Genomic DNA, 17,393 nt, shown 5'->3' with positions numbered 1-17,393 from the left:
TATGAACGATATTATTTTGCAAATATTGAGTAGTGGCTCCTGAATGAAAATCTCCATTTTAGCTAAACTTAAGATTGCGACACATTCTTTTTTGGAGGTATAACATGTCTAAGAAGAAAAACACACCATCATCAGAGGTAGATCAAAAGAAGTTAGTGGACGATAAGGCGAAGAAACTAAGAGAAAATGGTTTTGAAGATGACCATGTTCGAAGAGTAACCTTAAATGGTGCTGATGGTCAATAAAAGTGCCCCTCATACAAAGGAGGGAGTATTTGGCCTATAGTAAGAGGTTTACCTATTTAACAGGTAAATGGTTTTATTGAAGATAGAGAAACTAACAATTAACTTTACTGAGTGAGGTGAGCGTTTTGTCTAAAAAACATCATAATAGTCCTGAACAAAAGGCCATAATGGCTCATAGAGATACAGAAACAGCAGAAGAATATGCTTATAAAAAGAAGCCAGCACCCGGTCACCGCGAACAATCAAAACATAAAAAGGTATAATCATCTATTTTTTATAATAGATTATAGAAAAAGACCGATACGTTCATAGTCGGTCTTTTTTACTTGATAGAATGTTTTGCTTTAAAGAAGTAAAAGGATTTGGAGGTAAGTGGTGTGAAATGGTTTGTAATTGCTGCATGTTTAATTTTTGTAACCTGTGCATCTGTTTATTCAACTGATTTTTTTTACAACATAGATGTTAGTGTTACTCTTTTCTTTGAGAAATTACGTTTACCATTTTTAACAGACGTATTTTTGGTCATTACCGAAATGGGATCTTTAAAATTTTATTTACCACTATGTCTTGTTATTGGACTCTATTTTTTATTTAAGCGAAAAATAGTTGGAGTCATTTTCTTATTTGTGGTGCTGTACAGTGTCAGGCAGCTTAATTATCAATTAAAAGAGTTATTCTCGCGGGAACGACCATCGTTTGATGCTGTTTATGAAGCATCTCATTATAGCTTCCCTAGTGGACATGCTATGAATTCAGCGGCCATTTATGGATTTATTAGCTTTTTATTGTTATTTTACATAATAAAGAATCCTAATAAAAGAATAATAGCAGCAATCATAACAGCTGTACTAGTATTTTTAATCGGTGTTAGTAGAATTTATTTAGGTGTTCATTATCTAACAGACGTATTAGCAGGTTGGAGTGCAGGTTTTATTTGGTTAGTTATTTTGTCTGCAATATTTGCTAAAATCCATCAATTTATCGACAAAAATAGAAGGTATTAGATAAAGGAATTCCCCTCTTAATAGCTAATTATTATAGTATGAAATGGATTCGTAGAGGGGGAGAAATATGGTCTATTCCTTGTTAGTAAGAAAACGTACTTTATCTTTTGATATTACCATTTTCCAAACTCCGAGTTTTGGAGAGAAAAAAGGGTACAAAGATGTTTATCGGCTTATACTTGAAGGAAATAACCACAAGGATGTTTTAGAAAAAGTATTTCAAACTTTTAATGTGGCGGATCGCATGCCTGCAGATTATGATGCAAGGTATTTAAGTACGGGTGATATTGTTTTAATTGATGAGGGAAAAAAGGGGCAAACTTATTACAAGCTCTGTCCTCAAGGATGGCAGATTATCAACCGAATACATGTAAGATAAAAGCTGACAGAAACCTATTTCTGTCAGCTTTTTTATATTAAATATGATGACCAGGACCATTTTTACGTTTATCTGAAGTATGTTCTTTTGAATGAGCTGTTTCCTCAGCTGCGATTACTTCAGGGGAAATGTGATTGTTTTTCTTAGGTGTATTTCTGTTTCGATGTTTTTTACCCATGATAATACTCCTCCTTAAATCTCATTAGATTTATTTGTCGCATGTGTTTTTTTCTTTTTAGCGTTCTTGGATTCATGAGGTTGAGTTCCATTTCGGGAACCTGGGTTTGTTTCATTTGCATGTTGTACGGCTTGTTCAAGTTTCTTTTTCATGCGAAATTACCTCCCTAAACTGTTTACTTTAATATCATGTCCATATCGGTTCATGATAAAGCTAACAAAATTTGTTTTGTATGAATGGCTGAAGGAAGAGTAATGTTAATAAATGTTTCCTATAATTTTTTAAAAATTTCATGTAATATGGTATAGTAAATTGACTTTTTGTACTATTAGAATTGGAGGTTTTATAAATGAGTGTACATATAGGAGCAAAAGAAAATGAAATAGCAGAAACGGTTCTCTTACCAGGTGATCCACTACGTGCTAAGTATATAGCAGAAACATTTTTTGAAGATGTATCTTGTTATAATGAAGTAAGGGGAATGCTTGGTTTTACTGGTACATATAAAGGAGAGCGTATTTCAGTACAAGGGACAGGGATGGGAGTCCCATCTATTTCAATATACATAAATGAACTTATGAACAGTTATGGTGTTCAAAACCTTATCAGAGTAGGTACATGTGGTGCCATTCAAAAGGATGTTAAAGTAAGAGATGTTATTTTAGCGATGAGTGCTTCAACAGATTCACAAATGAATCGCTTAACGTTTGGTGGAGTTGATTATGCGCCGACTGCTAATTTTGAGCTACTAAAAAAAGCGTATGATACTGGTCTTGAAAAAGGACTTAACCTTAAAGTTGGAAACATCTTTACAGCTGATATGTTTTATAATGATAACGCTGAACTTGAGAAATGGGCTAGATATGGCATACTTGCAATAGAAATGGAGTCTGCTGCATTGTATACATTAGCAGCAAAATTTGGTCGTAAAGCATTATCTGTTCTAACAGTAAGCGACCATATCTTAACTGGAGAAGAAACAACTGCTGAGGAACGTCAAACTACCTTTAATGATATGATTGTTGTTGCGTTAGATGCTGCAATAAAAAAAGAAATATAAGATTCCGCAATAAAAACCGCATTTAGATTTTGTGCGGTTTTTTATCTTTTTCCTATAAAGTAAAAAGTTTTGGTTTTTTTGTCGATAATAAAATTTTTTTATGTGTTTTAAGGTATAAGAGATGCGGAAATGATGTGATTAAGTGCTTTTTATCACATCATTAAGAAAAACGTGATGAATCGCCTATTAATGAATGATTAGATAGGGTGATCAAATGTTTTATCTAAAACTAACTCTTACATTTCTTTTTCTTTTTATGCTAACAGCTTGTTCTGTTATTTCAGGAGGATTATCCTTTAGTGGGGAACAATATGGTAGTTACACAAAGAGTATTTCTGTACAAACAAATGAACTTTTATTAGAGTCTAAATATTTTAATGAAGTTAAACAAGTAGATGGTAATATTCAAATAGAAAATCCTGACAATATTCTTGCTTTAGTAAATAAAACTTATGGTCTTCCTGCTGGTTACGAACCAAATGATTTAACAGTTCCTAATGTTGAATTTTCGTTTGGTGATGAAGATGTACCTAAAAAATATTTACGTAAAGAGGCAGCGGATGCTTTGGAGAAACTTTTCGAATATGCCAAAGAGGAACAAATTGAACTGTATGCAGTATCTGGTTATCGCTCTTATTCAAGGCAACAAGGAATTTTTAATGTGGAAAAAGAGCAAAGTGGCGAAGAGCATGCTTTAGCAGCTGTTGCTTTGCCTGGGAAAAGTGAACATCAAACAGGTTTAGCCATGGATGTTACAAGCAAAAGTGTAGATTTAGAGATTACTCAAGATTTTGGCGAAACAAAAGAGGGAAAGTGGTTGCGTGATAATGCACATCGAGCAGGATTTATTATCCGATATCCACTAAACAAGGAACTGGTTACACAATATCAATATGAACCATGGCATATTCGATATGTTGGCAAGGAAAAGGCAACATATATCTATGAAAATAAATTAACATTAGAGGAATACTTTAAAAAGGTAAGAAAAATATAGTTGGTGAGTATATGGAAAAAGATTTAGATAAAATCTCTAAAGGATTAGATATTCTTTTTATAGGCTATAACCCCAGCTTAGTTTCTGGTGAAGTGGGACATAATTATGCAAATAAAAATAACCGTTTTTGGAAAATTCTTTACGAAGCTGGATTAACAGATCGATTATACCTCCCTGAAGAAGATAGTACCTTATGTAAGATGGGGTATGGATTTACGAATATTGTGGCTAGACCAACACGAGCAGCAGATGAAATTACTAGAGAAGAATATCAAGCAGGAAGAGAAGTTCTGAAAGAGAAGATATCATTTTATAAGCCAAAGATTGCTTTTTTTGTCGGCAAAGGTGTGTATCTTCAGTACACTCAAAGTAAAAAGGCCGATTGGGGAAAACAAGATAAGAGTATGGTTGAAGGTGTTATAGATTATGTCGCACCCTCATCAAGCGGCTTAGTTCGAATGAAAATCTCTGATATCATAATAATCTATAAGGGTGTTAAGGATTTATTAGATAGCCTTAATAAATTTTAACCATCTAAAAAAGGAGAGCATCAGCTCCCCTTTTTTAGATGGTTTACCACCATAAAAGTCCAGCTAGTGCAATTCCGGTAATAAAACCAATACCGATTCCATAAGCAGGACCCCATCCAAAGCCTCCACCATAGTAGCCGTATCCAAATCCACCTCTACCGCCACGGACCATAGGTTGGATAAAAACCCTATTTGGTGTAACACGGTGAATCCTTCCTACGTGTACACGGCCGTTTCTATCATTAATTCTCACAACTTTTCCAGTATAACGACAACATAAATTATAATAATGCTGTGACAAAAAAATCCCTCCTTTATCAGTTGTCTCAATATGATATGTCTTGAGAACAAGGAGGGATTGTACTTATATCCATGAGAAATTCATTTATTTCTTACGTGAAAAGAAGATTCGGTATGAAAGTTTATCCTGATATTTTAATGTTATTTGCTCATGCATTGAAAGAATGTCAAAGGTGTTTTCCGGAATTTGATCATTAAAGTGAAATTCTGTAGTAGGTTCTTCAAGAGAAGGGAAGGTAAAGTCTTTTTCAGAGAGTATCTTATAGGTCATTAGATTATGTTTAGCAAATTGATCTTTCCATTCTTCAATGGAGAAAATAGACGGAAAGCCATAGAATGTTGAAACTTCCTCAAAATCTTCTTTTGAAAGTAATTCATTTCGGATCATTTCAATTGCAATAACAATCCCATTTGGTTTCAATACTCTTTCTATTTCGGGTAGTGTTTCGCTTAGTGGTGTGAAGTTTAATACAGATTCGCACATAACAATATCATAACTTTCATTTGGTTCTTTTATGTTTGATAAATCTTGATTTAGATATGGAATATCTATTTCTAAAGTGGCATTTCTTTTTTTGCGTGCTCAATCATAACTGGATCTTTATCTAGTCCTTTTACTTCATACCCTAACTGATAAAGATAACTAGAGCTTTGACCTGTACCACAGCCAGCATCAAGTATCTTAGAAGTTATCGGAAATTGCTCTTTTTCGAAAATAGACTTTGTTAATAATAGGCCACCCGGATGAGCTCCACCAACTCCTAACACAGAAAGCATTTGTAAATAATTCACAAACCAAACCCCCATTCAGTTTCTACCTAATAGTATTCAGAAACTGATGGACTGGTGATTATACACAAGATAATAAACGATGTTTTTCAAACAATAAGTCTAATTTTGGTTTTAACATCTTGAGAATTTCAACTTTATAAATAAATTCTAGAGCACTTTTTACATGTAAAGTATGGATAAAATGATCAATCTTATCATTTATATAGTTGGAAACTTGATTCTGATAAAAAAACACCTTGTTTTTTATTTTACAATCAATTTCCTTTGCTAGTGTTATAGAAAAATGAATTAAATCAAAATCTGTTTTTCCGATGTAGTCTGCTAATTGCATATGAATACCTCCTTGCATTTACATCCGTGTAATAAACTTTACAATAAATTAATAAAAAAGTATCGTGGTTTTTGTCGAACACAGAAAAATGTTTAAAAGTACTGATTTTTAGGAACTTTATGAAGGACAAGTTTATACTGTGCAACTTTACTTTGTTGCTTAAAAAGGTGTATTTGAGAATATATGTTATGACAAGCATTAGTCTTGACAATAATTTATAAACGTAAATAATTTGTAAATTTTGTGTAAACGAAATGAATGAACAGAATGTAGGTAAAAGCCTAGGGTTAAGCATGAAGAAAGTGGTTCCTACAAAATAGAAATTCTTCTTTCCTTCAAAATAATTGACGTATTCTTGTACCTTAGACATAATAAGTACATACATAAAGGTGGTGCAGATTAGCAGTGAAGAATAGTAAATTACTTATTTCAGTTATCGTGACAGCAATTATTACAGCAGGAATTACCTATAATGTTGTACAACCTCGGGAAAGTGTTTCAAGTAATCCAGATGATCCATTTTCGAAATTGCGGTCTACATACGATATTTTACAATCAAATTATTACAAAGATGTTGACACGACTAAGTTAGTAGAAGGTGCCATCAAAGGAATGGTTGATTCACTGGAGGATCCATATTCTGTCTACATGGATGTTGAAGAAGCAAAAAGCTTTAGTGAAAACATTTCATCATCGTTTGAAGGTATTGGTGCTGAAATCCAAGAAAGCAATGGAAGTATTATGATTGTTTCACCAATAAAAGGATCTCCTGCAGAAGAAGTTGGATTAAAACCTAAAGATGTCATTCTTAAAGTAAATGACGAATCAGTTGAAGGACTCTCAGTTAATGAAGCGGTATTGAAGATAAGAGGGGAAAAAGGAACAAAAGTTAACCTCTTGGTACAACGAGCTGGTGTTGGTGAATTAACATTTACGATTACACGAGACACAATTCCACTAGAAACTGTTTATTATGAGGTAATAGAAGATAATATTGGTAAAATACAAATTACAAAGTTCTCGGAAACAACAGGTGAAGAACTTTCTAATGCACTAAAAGAACTACAAAGTAAAAATGTAAAGGGTCTAGTACTTGATCTGCGTCAAAATCCTGGCGGATTGATGGACCAAGCTCTTTTGATGTCTGATTTGTTTGTAGATAAAGGTGAAATTATTTTACAAGTCGAAGATCGGACAGGGGCAAAAGAAGTGTATAAAGCAGAAAATAATAAAGTCGTTAATTTACCAGTAACAGTTATTATAGATGGTGGGACAGCAAGTGCAGGAGAAATTATGGCTGCTGCTCTTCATCAGTCTGCTGGAATTCCTTTAGTTGGAGAAAAAACGTTTGGCAAGGGAACTGTACAAACAGCAAAAGCATTTGATGATACTTCCTCTGTTAAATATACAACAGCAAAATGGTTGACACCTGATGGATCTTGGATTCATGAAAAGGGAATCGAGCCAACAGTAAAAGTTGAACTTCCGGCATATGCTAATCTCCCTTATATTAATCCTGACAATGTTTTAAAAGTAGGAGATTCAACACCGGAAGTGAACGCAGCACAACAAATGTTAAAAGCACTTGGCTATACCGACATAAGTGAAAAAGGTTATTTTGATGAAAACACAGAAAAGGTCGTAAAACAATTCCAAGAAGACCAAGGACTAACTGTTGACGGAAAAATAACAAAAGATACAACAATAAAAATAATCGAATTAATTCAAAACAAAATAAAAGATAACGACACTCAACTTGAAAAAGCAATTTCTGTACTAAAAGAACAACTTTAAGATAAGAAAGCAGCGCTCCCAAAGAAGCGTTGCTTTTCTTATTTAATCAAAAACATGATTACAATTTATAAATAGTGGTAAAGAATGTGTAAGAACGAAATATCTATACTGAAGGTTGTTTTATACATACCTCAAGTTATTTTTTAAAAGAAAAGGGAGAGATGATGAATGTCAAGCGTTAAACTAGCAATCATTTATTACAGTTCAACAGGTACGAACTACAAGTTAGCACAATGGGCAGAGCAAGGCGCAAAAGAAACTGGAGCAGAAGTAAAGGTTTTAAAAGTTCCTGAGCTTGCTCCAAAAGAAGCAATTGAATCGAATCAAGCGTGGAAAAGTCATTTAGAGGAAACTAAAGCTGTGCCTGAAGTAAAACTTGATGACCTAGAGTGGGCGGATGCAATAATTTTCAGTGTACCAACACGTTTTGGGAATGTACCAGCTCAAATGAAGCAGTTCCTCGACACAACAGGTGGTCTTTGGTTTAATGGAAAGCTTGTTAATAAAGTTGTAAGTGCGATGAGTTCAGCAAACAACCTACATGGTGGCCAGGAACAAACAATTTTAAGTTTATATACCACAATGTATCATTGGGGAGCAATTGTAGCAGCTCCAGGATACGCTGATCCTGTGACATTTGCTGCTGGAGGGAATCCATATGGCACGAGTGTAACAGTTGATTCAGATGGGAATATGAAAGAAGATGTGGAAGAAGCCGTTAAATTTCAGGCGAAACGAACAATTTCAATTGCTGAAAAATTAAAATAAAAAGAATGTAGGGTGTCTCAGTTTTACGAGCACCCTACATTTCTTTTGTTACAACCAAGTTGTTACAGTGTCAATATCTAAACGATTGCTTTTATGAGCTGGTTTAGCTGCTTGTCCAAGTGTGATTAGCATAATTGGAACATATCTTTCTGAAATGGAAAACTCCTCAATGAATTGATCTTTATTAAACCCACCAATTGCACAAGAGTCATAGCCATTGGCTTTAGCGGCAAGTATAAGTTGCATTGCTGCTAAAGATGCGTTTGAAAATGCAGCATCTCTTGCAAATTCTTTATTTTCGTAAGCTCGGTTAATTTGGCCTGCAAGTGTTTCTTTAATCTCGGATGTCATATAGCCGGCATCAACAAGCGGAGCATATACTGTATCTGTATTAAGATTTGCTTCAAGATCACCTAATAAAGCAACAACAGCAGATGATTCTACTATTTGGTTTTGGTTATAGGCAATTGGCAACAGCTTTTGCTTAGATTCATCTGAATGAAAAACAGAGAAATGCCAATGTTGTAAGTTCCATGCTGATGGAGCTTTAGTTGCTAATGTTAAAATCTCTGTTAGTTCTTCTTTAGTTATTTTCTTGTTTGGATTATAGTGACGAACAGATGCACGATTATTAATAACTGTTTTTACATCGTCTAGGTAATTTGTTTTCATGAGAGGCCCTCCTAAGTTGAATTCATGTATCGCATGTTTTATACTAAAAGTAATAAACTAACTTTTAGTAAGTGTTTACTCATAAAACATATCTTAATTGAAGTGTTAAAATGAGTCAAGAGATACGAAGCAAGGAGTGATCACTTGAAAATCAATCTTTGTCCAAAAATGGAATCTGCATTTAGGCTTTTGGGAAAACGTTGGATTGGTATTATCATTCATGTTTTATTAGATGGACCAAAACGGTTTAAAGACTTAACTGATATTATCCCTAGTATTAGTCAAAAGATGTTATCTGAACGCCTTAAGGAACTGGAAAATGAAGGTCTTTTAAAGAGAATTGTTATCGACGATACTCCAGTAAAAGTGATATACGAGTTAACGGAAAAAGGGAAAGACTTAACGGGAGTAATTAATGAAATAGGAATCTGGGCCAATAAACATTGCTTTGAACAAAAGGAGGACAATTAGGAATGAAAAGAACTGTCATTGTCACTGGTGGTGCAAACGGGATCGGCAAGGAACTTGTCCTTCAATATTCAGCAAAAGGGTATAATGTTGTGATTGCAGACATAGAAGAGCAAGCTGGTTTGGATATAGAACAAACTTGTAAAAATCAAGAACTGGAGGCCACATTTATAAGAACAGATGTATCAAATGTGGCTGATATTGAGAACTTAATAGAGCAAGCAGTAGCAAAATATAATACAGTAGATATCTTAATTAACAATGCTGGACTTTCTAAATGGTTTTCACCATATGACATTTCTGTAGAAGAATGGGAGAAGATGATTCATACTAATTTACGGAGTGTTATGTTTGCTTCAAGAGAAGCTGCAAAAGTGATGAAAATGAACAAAGGTGGGAAAATTGTTAATATAGCTTCAACAAGAGCACTTATGTCTGAAGAAAATTCTGAGGCATATGCTGCAACAAAAGGCGCGATTGTTGCCCTTACACATGCATTGGCCACTTCTTTTAGTTCAGATAATATTCAAGTGAATGCTATTTCGCCAGGGTGGATTGAAACTGGAGACTATAAAGCACTTAGAGAAAAAGATCATGCTCAACATTTATCAAATAGAGTTGGAAAACCATCTGATATAGCAAAGGCTTGTTTTTATTTAACATCCGAAGACAATGATTTTGTAACTGGTACGAACCTTGTTGTGGATGGTGGTATGACGAAAAAGATGATTTATGAGGAATAATATATGATGCAGGAAATTTATTTTATGGGACATATCTAAAACCATAAAAAATATGTCATTTACCTAATAAAGTGGGTGTGAGCCCACTCCAATATCCCTCTAAATGAATATGAAGTAGTGTAGGTATATTTTAGAGGAGGTAAATAAATGGCACCTTATATGATGCGTAATGATTTTCGTAGACCTTATCCTGGTGGGAGATTTTTCTGGGGAGGTCCTTTTGTTGGAGGTTTATTAGGTGGGTTAGTTGGAAGTGCGATCTTTAGACCAAGACCACCATTCTATGGATATCCTTATGGTGGATATGGATACGGTTATGGTTATGGAACTCCATATGGCGGTTATCCTTTCTACTAATGAGAAAAAACTACCTGCTTAATAAAGTAGGTAGTTTTTTCTCATTTGAAACGATTATCAAACATAACAATAAGATTTAATATGAAATATCTATTTCAGAAATATTACTTTCATCTAATCGAATAAATTGAATTTCAAGGTAATCATCTAAAAATCGTGCTCGAGTTCCCTTTCTCTTAACAGGGCTTGGCAACATGTATTTAGATTGTTCATTTTCTTTAGGGTAGTTTATAAGAATAAGCTGATGATTTGTGTGTTGTAATTTTAAATTCTTGTTATCTTTGCTTGACAAGGGAAGCTTTACATAAACAAAATCATTTGTTTCAAAGATTTCCGGCTGGGGCTTCATTTGCGTCTCACTTTTTGAGACATCTCCTTGAAAAGGAAATCCTGAAGTTTCGTTACCTGTCATATTACCTTGAAAAGGAAATCCCTGTGTAAAATCACCACTAAAAACATTTTTCATAACGTTTTGAATATAGGATTCGACGTCTTTTGGATTCATCTTGTTTAAATGCTTCATAAAACCGGATTGATCAAATGGAAATTGATTATTATTCCAAGGAAACATATATTCACTTCCTTTATACATGATTTGATAATATAGAGTATGCATGGAAAGGGAAATAGGTTAGAAAGCTAATATGTTGTGGGACAGCTTCTAACAAGTTTATAATGAGTTTTAGGTGGAGGAAGAATAGTGTACTTTGAAAATCGTGGTTGATTGAGAAAGGCATAAGAATCGAGGTAAACAAGATGAATACAACAGAAGAAAATACATACAAGAAAGGGCTCTTTTATACGGCTTTTTCTTATATCCTTTGGGGGATATTACCTCTATATTGGAAAATGATTAACAATGTTTCACCTGAAGAAATTTTAGCACACAGAATCTTCTGGTCATTCATTTTTATGATTGCTTTGCTCACTTTTACGAAAGAATGGAAAAATGTAAAAGATGTGAGTAAAAGAATGATTAATAATCCAGGATTGATACTTTTACTAGTTATTTCATCTTTGTTAATTAGTATCAACTGGTTTGTGTATATTTGGTCAGTAAATAATGATCATTTGATTGAGGCAAGCTTGGGTTATTATATAAACCCGTTAATCAGTGTTTTGCTAGGAATGCTCTTTTTTAAAGAAAAGTTAAATTTATGGCAAAAACTTTCTTTCTTAATTGCGGCAGTTGGTGTTTTAATTATGACCTATCATTATGGGCAAATACCATTTGTTGCGGTTACGTTGGCATTAAGTTTTGGTTTATACGGTCTAACTAAAAAATTAACAAAACTAAGCTCGGGGATCGGCCTTACTTTTGAAACAATGGCTGTCACACCAATCGCGATAATTTATTTAATTATGCTTGCTACTCAGGGGGAACTTGAATTTCTATCTTTTCATGTACCAACAAATTTACTTTTAATTGGAGCTGGAATTGCAACAGCTGTTCCTTTGCTACTTTTTGCAAGTGGAGCACAGAGAATTCCGCTGTTTATGGTTGGTGTTCTACAATACATAGCTCCTACAATTACTTTAATAATAGGAATTGTATTGTATAAAGAACCCTTTACAAAAATTGAAGTGATGACATTCTCATGTATATGGACATCACTACTGTTATTTACGTTATCAAATTCCAGATCCTTCAAAAAAGCAGAATTCAAGCTTAAAAATCGGAATTCACTGGAGATGTAAACTTTGAGTGGAGGTTTATTTTGGAAATGAATGGTTTATTGCAGGCATACAGACAGTTATGGACAAATCGTGAATTACCTGTTGAAAATAATGAAAATGAGACGCTGATGAATGCCATCACAAAAGAATTGTTAGATGAAATGACTCATCCCCGTCTTCGTAAGAATATCCATTTTAAATTTCATTCGTCGGTTAAGCGAATACTCTCTTCTTCACTTAATCAAGACCAAAAACTCGGTTTAATTGAAATTCATCTTAAAGTGATGGAAAACTTAACAAAAAATCCTACTTAGGGGGCTAATTTATGAAAAGAATTGTACAAGAAGATGTACAAGCATATTTAAATACATTTCTAAACAAACCAGTATATATTCATTTAGAAACAACTACTGGGTCTTATTCGGCACATAAAGATGAAAAAAGCATGACAGTTGTTGCGTTTATTCGAAATGCAAAAGTAAAATATCATCAAGCTAAAATTACGGGTAATGGACCATATCGAATCGGATTGAAGCTAGAAGAAGGTTGGATCTATGCTGAAGGGTTAACAGATTGGGTGTATAACGAAAATAACCAATTGTTAACAGCAGGACATAATTCAGAAGGACAGTTAGCGATATCATTACAAATAAGTGAAACACCGTTTAAAAATTAATATGATCGGCAAAAGGAGTGTATTTAATGAAAGAACATGTTCTAGTAATCTTACCACATCCTGATGATGAAGCATTTGGAGTAGCTGGATTAATCGCACAGAAAAGAAAAGCAGGAATTCCTGTTACATATGCATGTGGAACGTTAGGTGAAATGGGCAGGAATATGGGAAACCCTCTATTTGCCAACCGTGAAACATTACCAGAAATAAGAAAAAAGGAATTAATGGATGCTTGTGCTGCTATGGATATTCAAGATTTACGAATGCTCGGACTACGTGATAAAACATTAGAATTTGAAGATGATGAACAATTAGCGGATCTTTTTGAGACAATTATTGATGAAGTAAAACCAACATTAATTGTTACATTTTATCCAGGTCATGGTGTTCATCCTGATCATGATGCATGTGGGGCAGGAGTTATTCGTGCATTAAACCGTAAGCCTATTGCAGAACGACCAATGACGTATTGTATGGCGATTACAAAAAATCGTTTCGAAGTGATTGGTCATCCTGATGTACAAATAAACATTACAGATGTAGCAGATATTAAATTAAATGCTTTAAAAGCTCACCGTTCTCAAACAGAAGGTATGTTAAAAGCAATGGAAGAGAAGTTCCTTAACAAAGATCCAGAGGTTATGCATTGGTTTGAAAATGAAGTCTTTTATACGTATAAGTGGAATAATTAAGTAGAAAAAAACCCTCAAATTTCTGAGGGTTTTTTTGTTATGAATTGCCTAATGCAGATTCGTTTTTACGTTGAATAACAAATAATCTTGCTGAAAGTCCCACAGCACCTGCTGCTAGACCTGATATTAAGCCGATCCAATAGCCGAATGCGTCAAGAGAAGTAAACGTTGCTAAAAGATATCCAATAGGTAATCCAATGACCCAATATGATATTAGAGCCATAATAAATGTTATATTAACATCTTTATAACCTCTAAGGACTCCTTGTATTGGTGCTGCTATTGCATCAGAAAGTTGGAAGAAGATTGCGTAAATTAGAAAGTCTTGTGTTAGTTTTAAAACAGCAGAATTTTCTGTGTAAATTGATGCAACTTCAGGTCTAAAGAAATAAATAAGCGCAGCTGACAAAACAGATAAAAAGATAGCCATGCTAATTCCTAAATAACTATATTGTTTAGCATCTCTAATTCGTTTCGCTCCAACCTCATGTCCCACAACAATAGTTAGGGCCATTGAAATACTTAGCGGAATCATATATAGAAATGAGGCAAAATTAATTGCTGCTTGATGTGAGGCAATGGTAATTGTATTATATTGACTCATTAAAAGAGTAACAGCAGCAAAAATACTTGTTTCAAAGAAAATTGATAAACCGATTGGAACACCGATTTTTAATATTTCCATCCATGCTTTTATCGAAACAGAATAAAATGTTTTAAAAATACCGTATTTTTTAAAAGGAGATTGCTTCATAACAATGATCACTGCTATTGCTGTGATACACCAATATGTAATAGCTGATGCAACACCTGCACCGATTCCACCTAGTTTAGGAAAGCCTAGTTTACCGAAGATAAATAAGTAATTAAATACAAAATTAATTGGTAAAGAGCAAAGCGTAACGAACATAGTTATTCTTGTATATCCTAGTGCATCAATAAAACATCTTAATACAGCGTAAATAAATAAAGGTAAAATGCCAAGTGACAACGAAATAAGGTACCATTTTGCAATATGTGAAACAGGTTTATCTAATCCCATATTTTGCAATATCGGATCTAAAACAATAACACCAAGTATAGTAACAATGATCGAAATCACAATACTGACGTATATCCCTTGTACAACCATATAAGGAACATCTTTTGTCTTTTTTGCACCTACTAACTGAGCAACAATCGGCGTAATTGAAAGTAAAATTCCACTTAATCCTGTGTAAACAGGTACCCAAAGGCTTGAACCAATTGCAACGCCGGCAAGGTCGTTTGGATGAACTTTACCTGACATTGTTATGTCAAAAAAGTTCATAGCATAAAGTCCAAGCTGAGTAACAAGAATGGGAAATAAAATGCTCGAAAAATAAATAAGCTTTTCCCGTTTTAAACTGTTATTTTTCATTTATACATCCTCATTTCTACTTAATACCTTGAGAATTATATCATGAAAAATTCGTGGTATGTTACTTTGGTTGATTATCAGATTTTCTTGATTCACCTTTAAACATCTGATAATAAAAAAATCCTAATGAAATAACACCAAGAATGCTAAATGTATACTGCAATATTTTATGTGTAATCATGTAAAACGCCTCCTATTATTAGTATGGTTTTTCAATTGGAAAAAATACACATGGACTTAGTCAACATAAGTTTTTTATCAATGAAAAGACTAAAGAAAAGGAGGCTTGATTACATATGGAAAATGAGCACAACACATTTTCTTCTATTAAACATCATATTTCTTTTCACCTTGAACAAATTATTGAAGAAGCAGAGAAAATGCGATTATCTATAGGAGAAAAGGAGTATTGTTTATTATGTGAACTCGCCCAAATAAAGGATCGATTTAATGAAATACAATCAACTGCGTCTTTTTTCTATTTAAAGGCATATATTGCGGAATTTACGAGTCAGTATATAGAAATTGCTAAGGCGATTCAAAATCTATCTGAACGACGACATGGTGCACTAATTGTTGTTGAGCGAAATCAAAATGTAGATCATCTAATTCAAGAGGGAATACAATTAAATGCAACATTATCAAACAGACTAATTGAAAGCATCTTTTATCCCGGAAATCCCCTTCATGATGGTGCTGTTTTGATTAAAGGGGATTATATGATATCTGCTGCAAATGTTTTACCTCTATCTTCACAAAATTTTGGTCAAGAAAAGGTTGGGACAAGACACCGCGCAGCTATCGGTCTATCTGAATTAACAGATGCTTTAATATTAATTGTTTCTGAAGAAACGGGGAAAATGTCATTTGCTCTAGAGGGAACATTATATCCGATTAGCACCCCTGATTCGAATCTTCAATAAAAGCATTTATTTCGTATAGCGAAATAAAAATATCGGTGTTATAGTTGACTTATATTGTGAACTATATTGGAAGAAGCTGAGAACATGTGGAAAAATAAAAATGTTTGGATTTTGTTGATTGGGGAACTTGTTGCCGGTCTTGGTTTATGGCTGGGGATTATCGGTAACTTAGAGTTCATGCAAAAATATGTTCCTTCAGATTTTATGAAATCAATGATTTTGTTTTTAGGATTATTAGCGGGTGTTATGGTTGGGCCACTTGCGGGTAGAGTGATTGACAGTTACTCAAAAAAGAAAGTTCTAATTTATGCTGGAATAGGCAGAACTTTAAGTGTAATATTTATGTTTTTAGCACTAGAGTTCGAATCGATTATCTTTATGATTTGTTTTATGGTTTGCATTCAAATTAGTGCGGCCTTTTATTTTCCTGCCTTACAGTCTGTTATACCTTTAATAGTAGAAGAGAAGGACTACATTCAAATGAACGGGGTTCATATGAATGTATCGACTATCTCTCGTGTTGCAGGAACAGCTCTTGGTGGAATTTTATTAGTTATTATGGATATTAGTTTTCTTTATATAGGGTCAATGATGGCTTATGTTATGATTTTAGCAACAACATACTTGTTATCATTTGAAGAACCTGAATATAACAAAGCGAAGGGTGAAAAATCAGGCGGATTTACAGAAATAATACCAGTATTGAGACGTACACCGATTGCCATGATGGCACTTGTGTTAACATTTGTTCCAGTATTGTTTCTAGGTGGCTTTAATTTAATGGTTATTAATATTAGTGAAACGCAAGGAGACGCTGCGATTAAAGGCCTTCTTTATACGGCAGAAGGTATTTCATTTATGATTGGTGCTTTCTTCGTCAAACGAATTACACATCTTGTGGAGCCAATTAAACTAATGTTTATTTTCTCCTTTGTTATATCTTTTGCCCACCTTTCATTATTTTTTAGTGATGTAAAAATAATGTCACTTATTTCTTTTGGAATTTTTGGCTTTGCAGTTGGTTGCTTTTTCCCAATTGCTGCTACTATCTTTCAAACGAAAATCGATAAACAATATCACGGTCGTTTCTTTTCGTTTCGAAATATGTTTGACCGCATCATGTTTCAAGTAGTTTTATTAAGTACAGGATTATTTCTTGATACAATTGGTCTAAAATATATGGTTATTGTCTTTGGTGTGATTTCATTAGTGGCAGTATTTATTTTTGGTGTGCAGCATTTTAAGATTGGAGCAAATAAGAGGTTACTAGATAATCAGAAAAAAATAGTTTAACAATTGGGTATGGGTCGGGAATGGATCCGGCCTTTTTTATTTAAATAATATATAAACTTTAAATAAAGATGGTTCTTCATAAAAGAAATGATTGTCTACAAGTGTAATGTTTTGT

The 17,393-nt window shown here is 33.7% G+C and carries 26 protein-coding genes and 1 pseudogene; 18 read left to right on the top strand and 9 right to left on the bottom strand.

The window, feature by feature from the left end; genetic code table 11:
• Positions 1-104 precede the first annotated feature (104 nt).
• The 4 genes from MVE64_RS03430 to MVE64_RS03415 all read left to right on the top strand — a co-directional run bounded on the left by MVE64_RS03430 (position 105) and on the right by MVE64_RS03415 (position 1,628).
• Entirely contained in the window at positions 105-245 is a 141-nt protein-coding gene (locus MVE64_RS03430) for a hypothetical protein (RefSeq protein ID WP_176551229.1), read from the top strand.
• Between the two features lie 125 nt (positions 246-370).
• Positions 371-508, top strand: coding sequence for a hypothetical protein (locus MVE64_RS03425; RefSeq protein ID WP_176551228.1), 138 nt, complete (start codon positions 371-373; stop codon positions 506-508).
• A gap of 114 nt (positions 509-622) precedes the next feature.
• Positions 623-1,249 (top strand): phosphatase PAP2 family protein, encoded by a 627-nt coding sequence (locus MVE64_RS03420; RefSeq protein WP_247343808.1) that lies wholly within the window; start codon positions 623-625, stop codon positions 1,247-1,249.
• 67 nt (positions 1,250-1,316) lie between these two features.
• Complete coding sequence (locus MVE64_RS03415; RefSeq protein ID WP_098799438.1) at positions 1,317-1,628, top strand: YodL domain-containing protein; 312 nt, start codon at positions 1,317-1,319, stop codon at positions 1,626-1,628.
• A 37-nt stretch (positions 1,629-1,665) separates the two neighbouring features.
• On the opposite strand, the gene MVE64_RS03410 is transcribed toward MVE64_RS03415, so the two are convergent.
• On the bottom strand, positions 1,666-1,806 hold the full coding sequence (locus tag MVE64_RS03410) for a hypothetical protein (RefSeq protein ID WP_247343805.1): 141 nt from the start codon (positions 1,804-1,806) through the stop codon (positions 1,666-1,668).
• A 14-nt stretch (positions 1,807-1,820) separates the two neighbouring features.
• Positions 1,821-1,958, bottom strand: a complete 138-nt coding sequence (locus MVE64_RS03405; protein ID WP_176551226.1) for a hypothetical protein — start codon at positions 1,956-1,958, stop codon at positions 1,821-1,823.
• Positions 1,959-2,155: 197 nt separating this feature from the next.
• On the opposite strand from MVE64_RS03405, the gene deoD reads away from it, so the two are divergent.
• The 3 genes from deoD to MVE64_RS03390 all read left to right on the top strand — a co-directional run bounded on the left by deoD (position 2,156) and on the right by MVE64_RS03390 (position 4,393).
• Entirely contained in the window at positions 2,156-2,866 is a 711-nt protein-coding gene (gene deoD / locus MVE64_RS03400; protein ID WP_247343802.1) for a purine-nucleoside phosphorylase, read from the top strand.
• A gap of 214 nt (positions 2,867-3,080) precedes the next feature.
• Complete coding sequence (locus MVE64_RS03395; RefSeq protein ID WP_247343799.1) at positions 3,081-3,863, top strand: M15 family metallopeptidase; 783 nt, start codon at positions 3,081-3,083, stop codon at positions 3,861-3,863.
• An 11-nt stretch (positions 3,864-3,874) separates the two neighbouring features.
• The gene (locus tag MVE64_RS03390) at positions 3,875-4,393 is read left to right on the top strand and encodes a mismatch-specific DNA-glycosylase (protein WP_247343796.1); all 519 of its coding nucleotides are present in this window, start codon (positions 3,875-3,877) and stop codon (positions 4,391-4,393) included.
• Positions 4,394-4,436: 43 nt separating this feature from the next.
• On the opposite strand, the gene MVE64_RS03385 is transcribed toward MVE64_RS03390, so the two are convergent.
• From MVE64_RS03385 to MVE64_RS03370, 4 genes and pseudogenes are all read right to left on the bottom strand, one after another.
• Positions 4,437-4,694, bottom strand: a complete 258-nt coding sequence (locus tag MVE64_RS03385) for a hypothetical protein (RefSeq protein ID WP_247343794.1) — start codon at positions 4,692-4,694, stop codon at positions 4,437-4,439.
• Between the two features lie 84 nt (positions 4,695-4,778).
• Positions 4,779-5,114, bottom strand: a complete 336-nt coding sequence (locus tag MVE64_RS03380) for a hypothetical protein (RefSeq protein ID WP_247343791.1) — start codon at positions 5,112-5,114, stop codon at positions 4,779-4,781.
• Positions 5,115-5,117: 3 nt separating this feature from the next.
• A pseudogene (locus MVE64_RS28060) lies at positions 5,118-5,368 on the bottom strand (class I SAM-dependent methyltransferase); the annotation flags it as partial.
• Between the two features lie 175 nt (positions 5,369-5,543).
• On the bottom strand, positions 5,544-5,816 hold the full coding sequence (locus MVE64_RS03370; protein ID WP_247343786.1) for a hypothetical protein: 273 nt from the start codon (positions 5,814-5,816) through the stop codon (positions 5,544-5,546).
• 405 nt (positions 5,817-6,221) lie between these two features.
• Between MVE64_RS03370 and MVE64_RS03365 the strand changes: the two genes are divergently transcribed.
• A complete protein-coding gene (locus MVE64_RS03365) occupies positions 6,222-7,610 on the top strand; it encodes a S41 family peptidase (protein ID WP_247343783.1) in 1,389 nt (462 codons plus the stop codon).
• Positions 7,611-7,778: 168 nt separating this feature from the next.
• On the top strand, positions 7,779-8,378 hold the full coding sequence (gene wrbA / locus MVE64_RS03360) for an NAD(P)H:quinone oxidoreductase (RefSeq protein WP_247343780.1): 600 nt from the start codon (positions 7,779-7,781) through the stop codon (positions 8,376-8,378).
• A gap of 48 nt (positions 8,379-8,426) precedes the next feature.
• On the opposite strand, the gene MVE64_RS03355 is transcribed toward wrbA, so the two are convergent.
• A complete protein-coding gene (locus MVE64_RS03355; RefSeq protein ID WP_247343778.1) occupies positions 8,427-9,050 on the bottom strand; it encodes a nitroreductase family protein in 624 nt (207 codons plus the stop codon).
• A 144-nt stretch (positions 9,051-9,194) separates the two neighbouring features.
• Between MVE64_RS03355 and MVE64_RS03350 the strand changes: the two genes are divergently transcribed.
• The 3 genes from MVE64_RS03350 to MVE64_RS03340 all read left to right on the top strand — a co-directional run bounded on the left by MVE64_RS03350 (position 9,195) and on the right by MVE64_RS03340 (position 10,618).
• Positions 9,195-9,521: a winged helix-turn-helix transcriptional regulator gene (locus tag MVE64_RS03350; protein WP_247343775.1), complete on the top strand. Its 327-nt coding sequence runs from the start codon at positions 9,195-9,197 to the stop codon at positions 9,519-9,521.
• A 2-nt stretch (positions 9,522-9,523) separates the two neighbouring features.
• Positions 9,524-10,261 carry an SDR family oxidoreductase gene (locus tag MVE64_RS03345; RefSeq protein WP_247343772.1) on the top strand — a complete coding sequence of 246 codons (738 nt, stop codon included), beginning with the start codon at positions 9,524-9,526 and terminating at the stop codon, positions 10,259-10,261.
• 147 nt (positions 10,262-10,408) lie between these two features.
• Positions 10,409-10,618 (top strand): hypothetical protein, encoded by a 210-nt coding sequence (locus MVE64_RS03340; protein ID WP_098799808.1) that lies wholly within the window; start codon positions 10,409-10,411, stop codon positions 10,616-10,618.
• 76 nt (positions 10,619-10,694) lie between these two features.
• On the opposite strand, the gene MVE64_RS03335 is transcribed toward MVE64_RS03340, so the two are convergent.
• Positions 10,695-11,189: an Hsp20/alpha crystallin family protein gene (locus tag MVE64_RS03335; RefSeq protein WP_247343769.1), complete on the bottom strand. Its 495-nt coding sequence runs from the start codon at positions 11,187-11,189 to the stop codon at positions 10,695-10,697.
• Positions 11,190-11,374: 185 nt separating this feature from the next.
• Between MVE64_RS03335 and rarD the strand changes: the two genes are divergently transcribed.
• The 4 genes from rarD to bshB2 are packed head-to-tail and all read left to right on the top strand — an operon-like array spanning position 11,375 to position 13,663.
• On the top strand, positions 11,375-12,316 hold the full coding sequence (gene rarD / locus MVE64_RS03330; protein ID WP_247343767.1) for an EamA family transporter RarD: 942 nt from the start codon (positions 11,375-11,377) through the stop codon (positions 12,314-12,316).
• A 26-nt stretch (positions 12,317-12,342) separates the two neighbouring features.
• Positions 12,343-12,609: a hypothetical protein gene (locus tag MVE64_RS03325; RefSeq protein WP_247346944.1), complete on the top strand. Its 267-nt coding sequence runs from the start codon at positions 12,343-12,345 to the stop codon at positions 12,607-12,609.
• Positions 12,610-12,620: 11 nt separating this feature from the next.
• Positions 12,621-12,971 (top strand): YojF family protein, encoded by a 351-nt coding sequence (locus MVE64_RS03320; RefSeq protein ID WP_098799284.1) that lies wholly within the window; start codon positions 12,621-12,623, stop codon positions 12,969-12,971.
• Positions 12,972-12,997: 26 nt separating this feature from the next.
• Positions 12,998-13,663, top strand: a complete 666-nt coding sequence (bshB2, locus tag MVE64_RS03315) for a bacillithiol biosynthesis deacetylase BshB2 (RefSeq protein ID WP_098799285.1) — start codon at positions 12,998-13,000, stop codon at positions 13,661-13,663.
• Positions 13,664-13,700: 37 nt separating this feature from the next.
• Here the strand turns inward: bshB2 and MVE64_RS03310 are convergent, their stop codons facing one another.
• The gene (locus tag MVE64_RS03310) at positions 13,701-15,062 is read right to left on the bottom strand and encodes an MATE family efflux transporter (protein ID WP_247343765.1); all 1,362 of its coding nucleotides are present in this window, start codon (positions 15,060-15,062) and stop codon (positions 13,701-13,703) included.
• Between the two features lie 296 nt (positions 15,063-15,358).
• Between MVE64_RS03310 and cdaS the strand changes: the two genes are divergently transcribed.
• A complete protein-coding gene (gene cdaS, locus MVE64_RS03305) occupies positions 15,359-15,985 on the top strand; it encodes a sporulation-specific diadenylate cyclase CdaS (RefSeq protein WP_247343763.1) in 627 nt (208 codons plus the stop codon).
• Between the two features lie 84 nt (positions 15,986-16,069).
• Positions 16,070-17,278, top strand: a complete 1,209-nt coding sequence (locus MVE64_RS03300; RefSeq protein WP_247343761.1) for an MFS transporter — start codon at positions 16,070-16,072, stop codon at positions 17,276-17,278.
• Positions 17,279-17,393 lie beyond the last annotated feature (115 nt).

Source organism: Metabacillus endolithicus, from assembly GCF_023078335.1.
Lineage (GTDB): Bacteria > Bacillota > Bacilli > Bacillales > Bacillaceae > Metabacillus > Metabacillus endolithicus.
The sequence above is the reverse complement of the archived record's forward strand: the minus strand, read 5'-3'. Positions and strand labels throughout refer to the sequence as shown.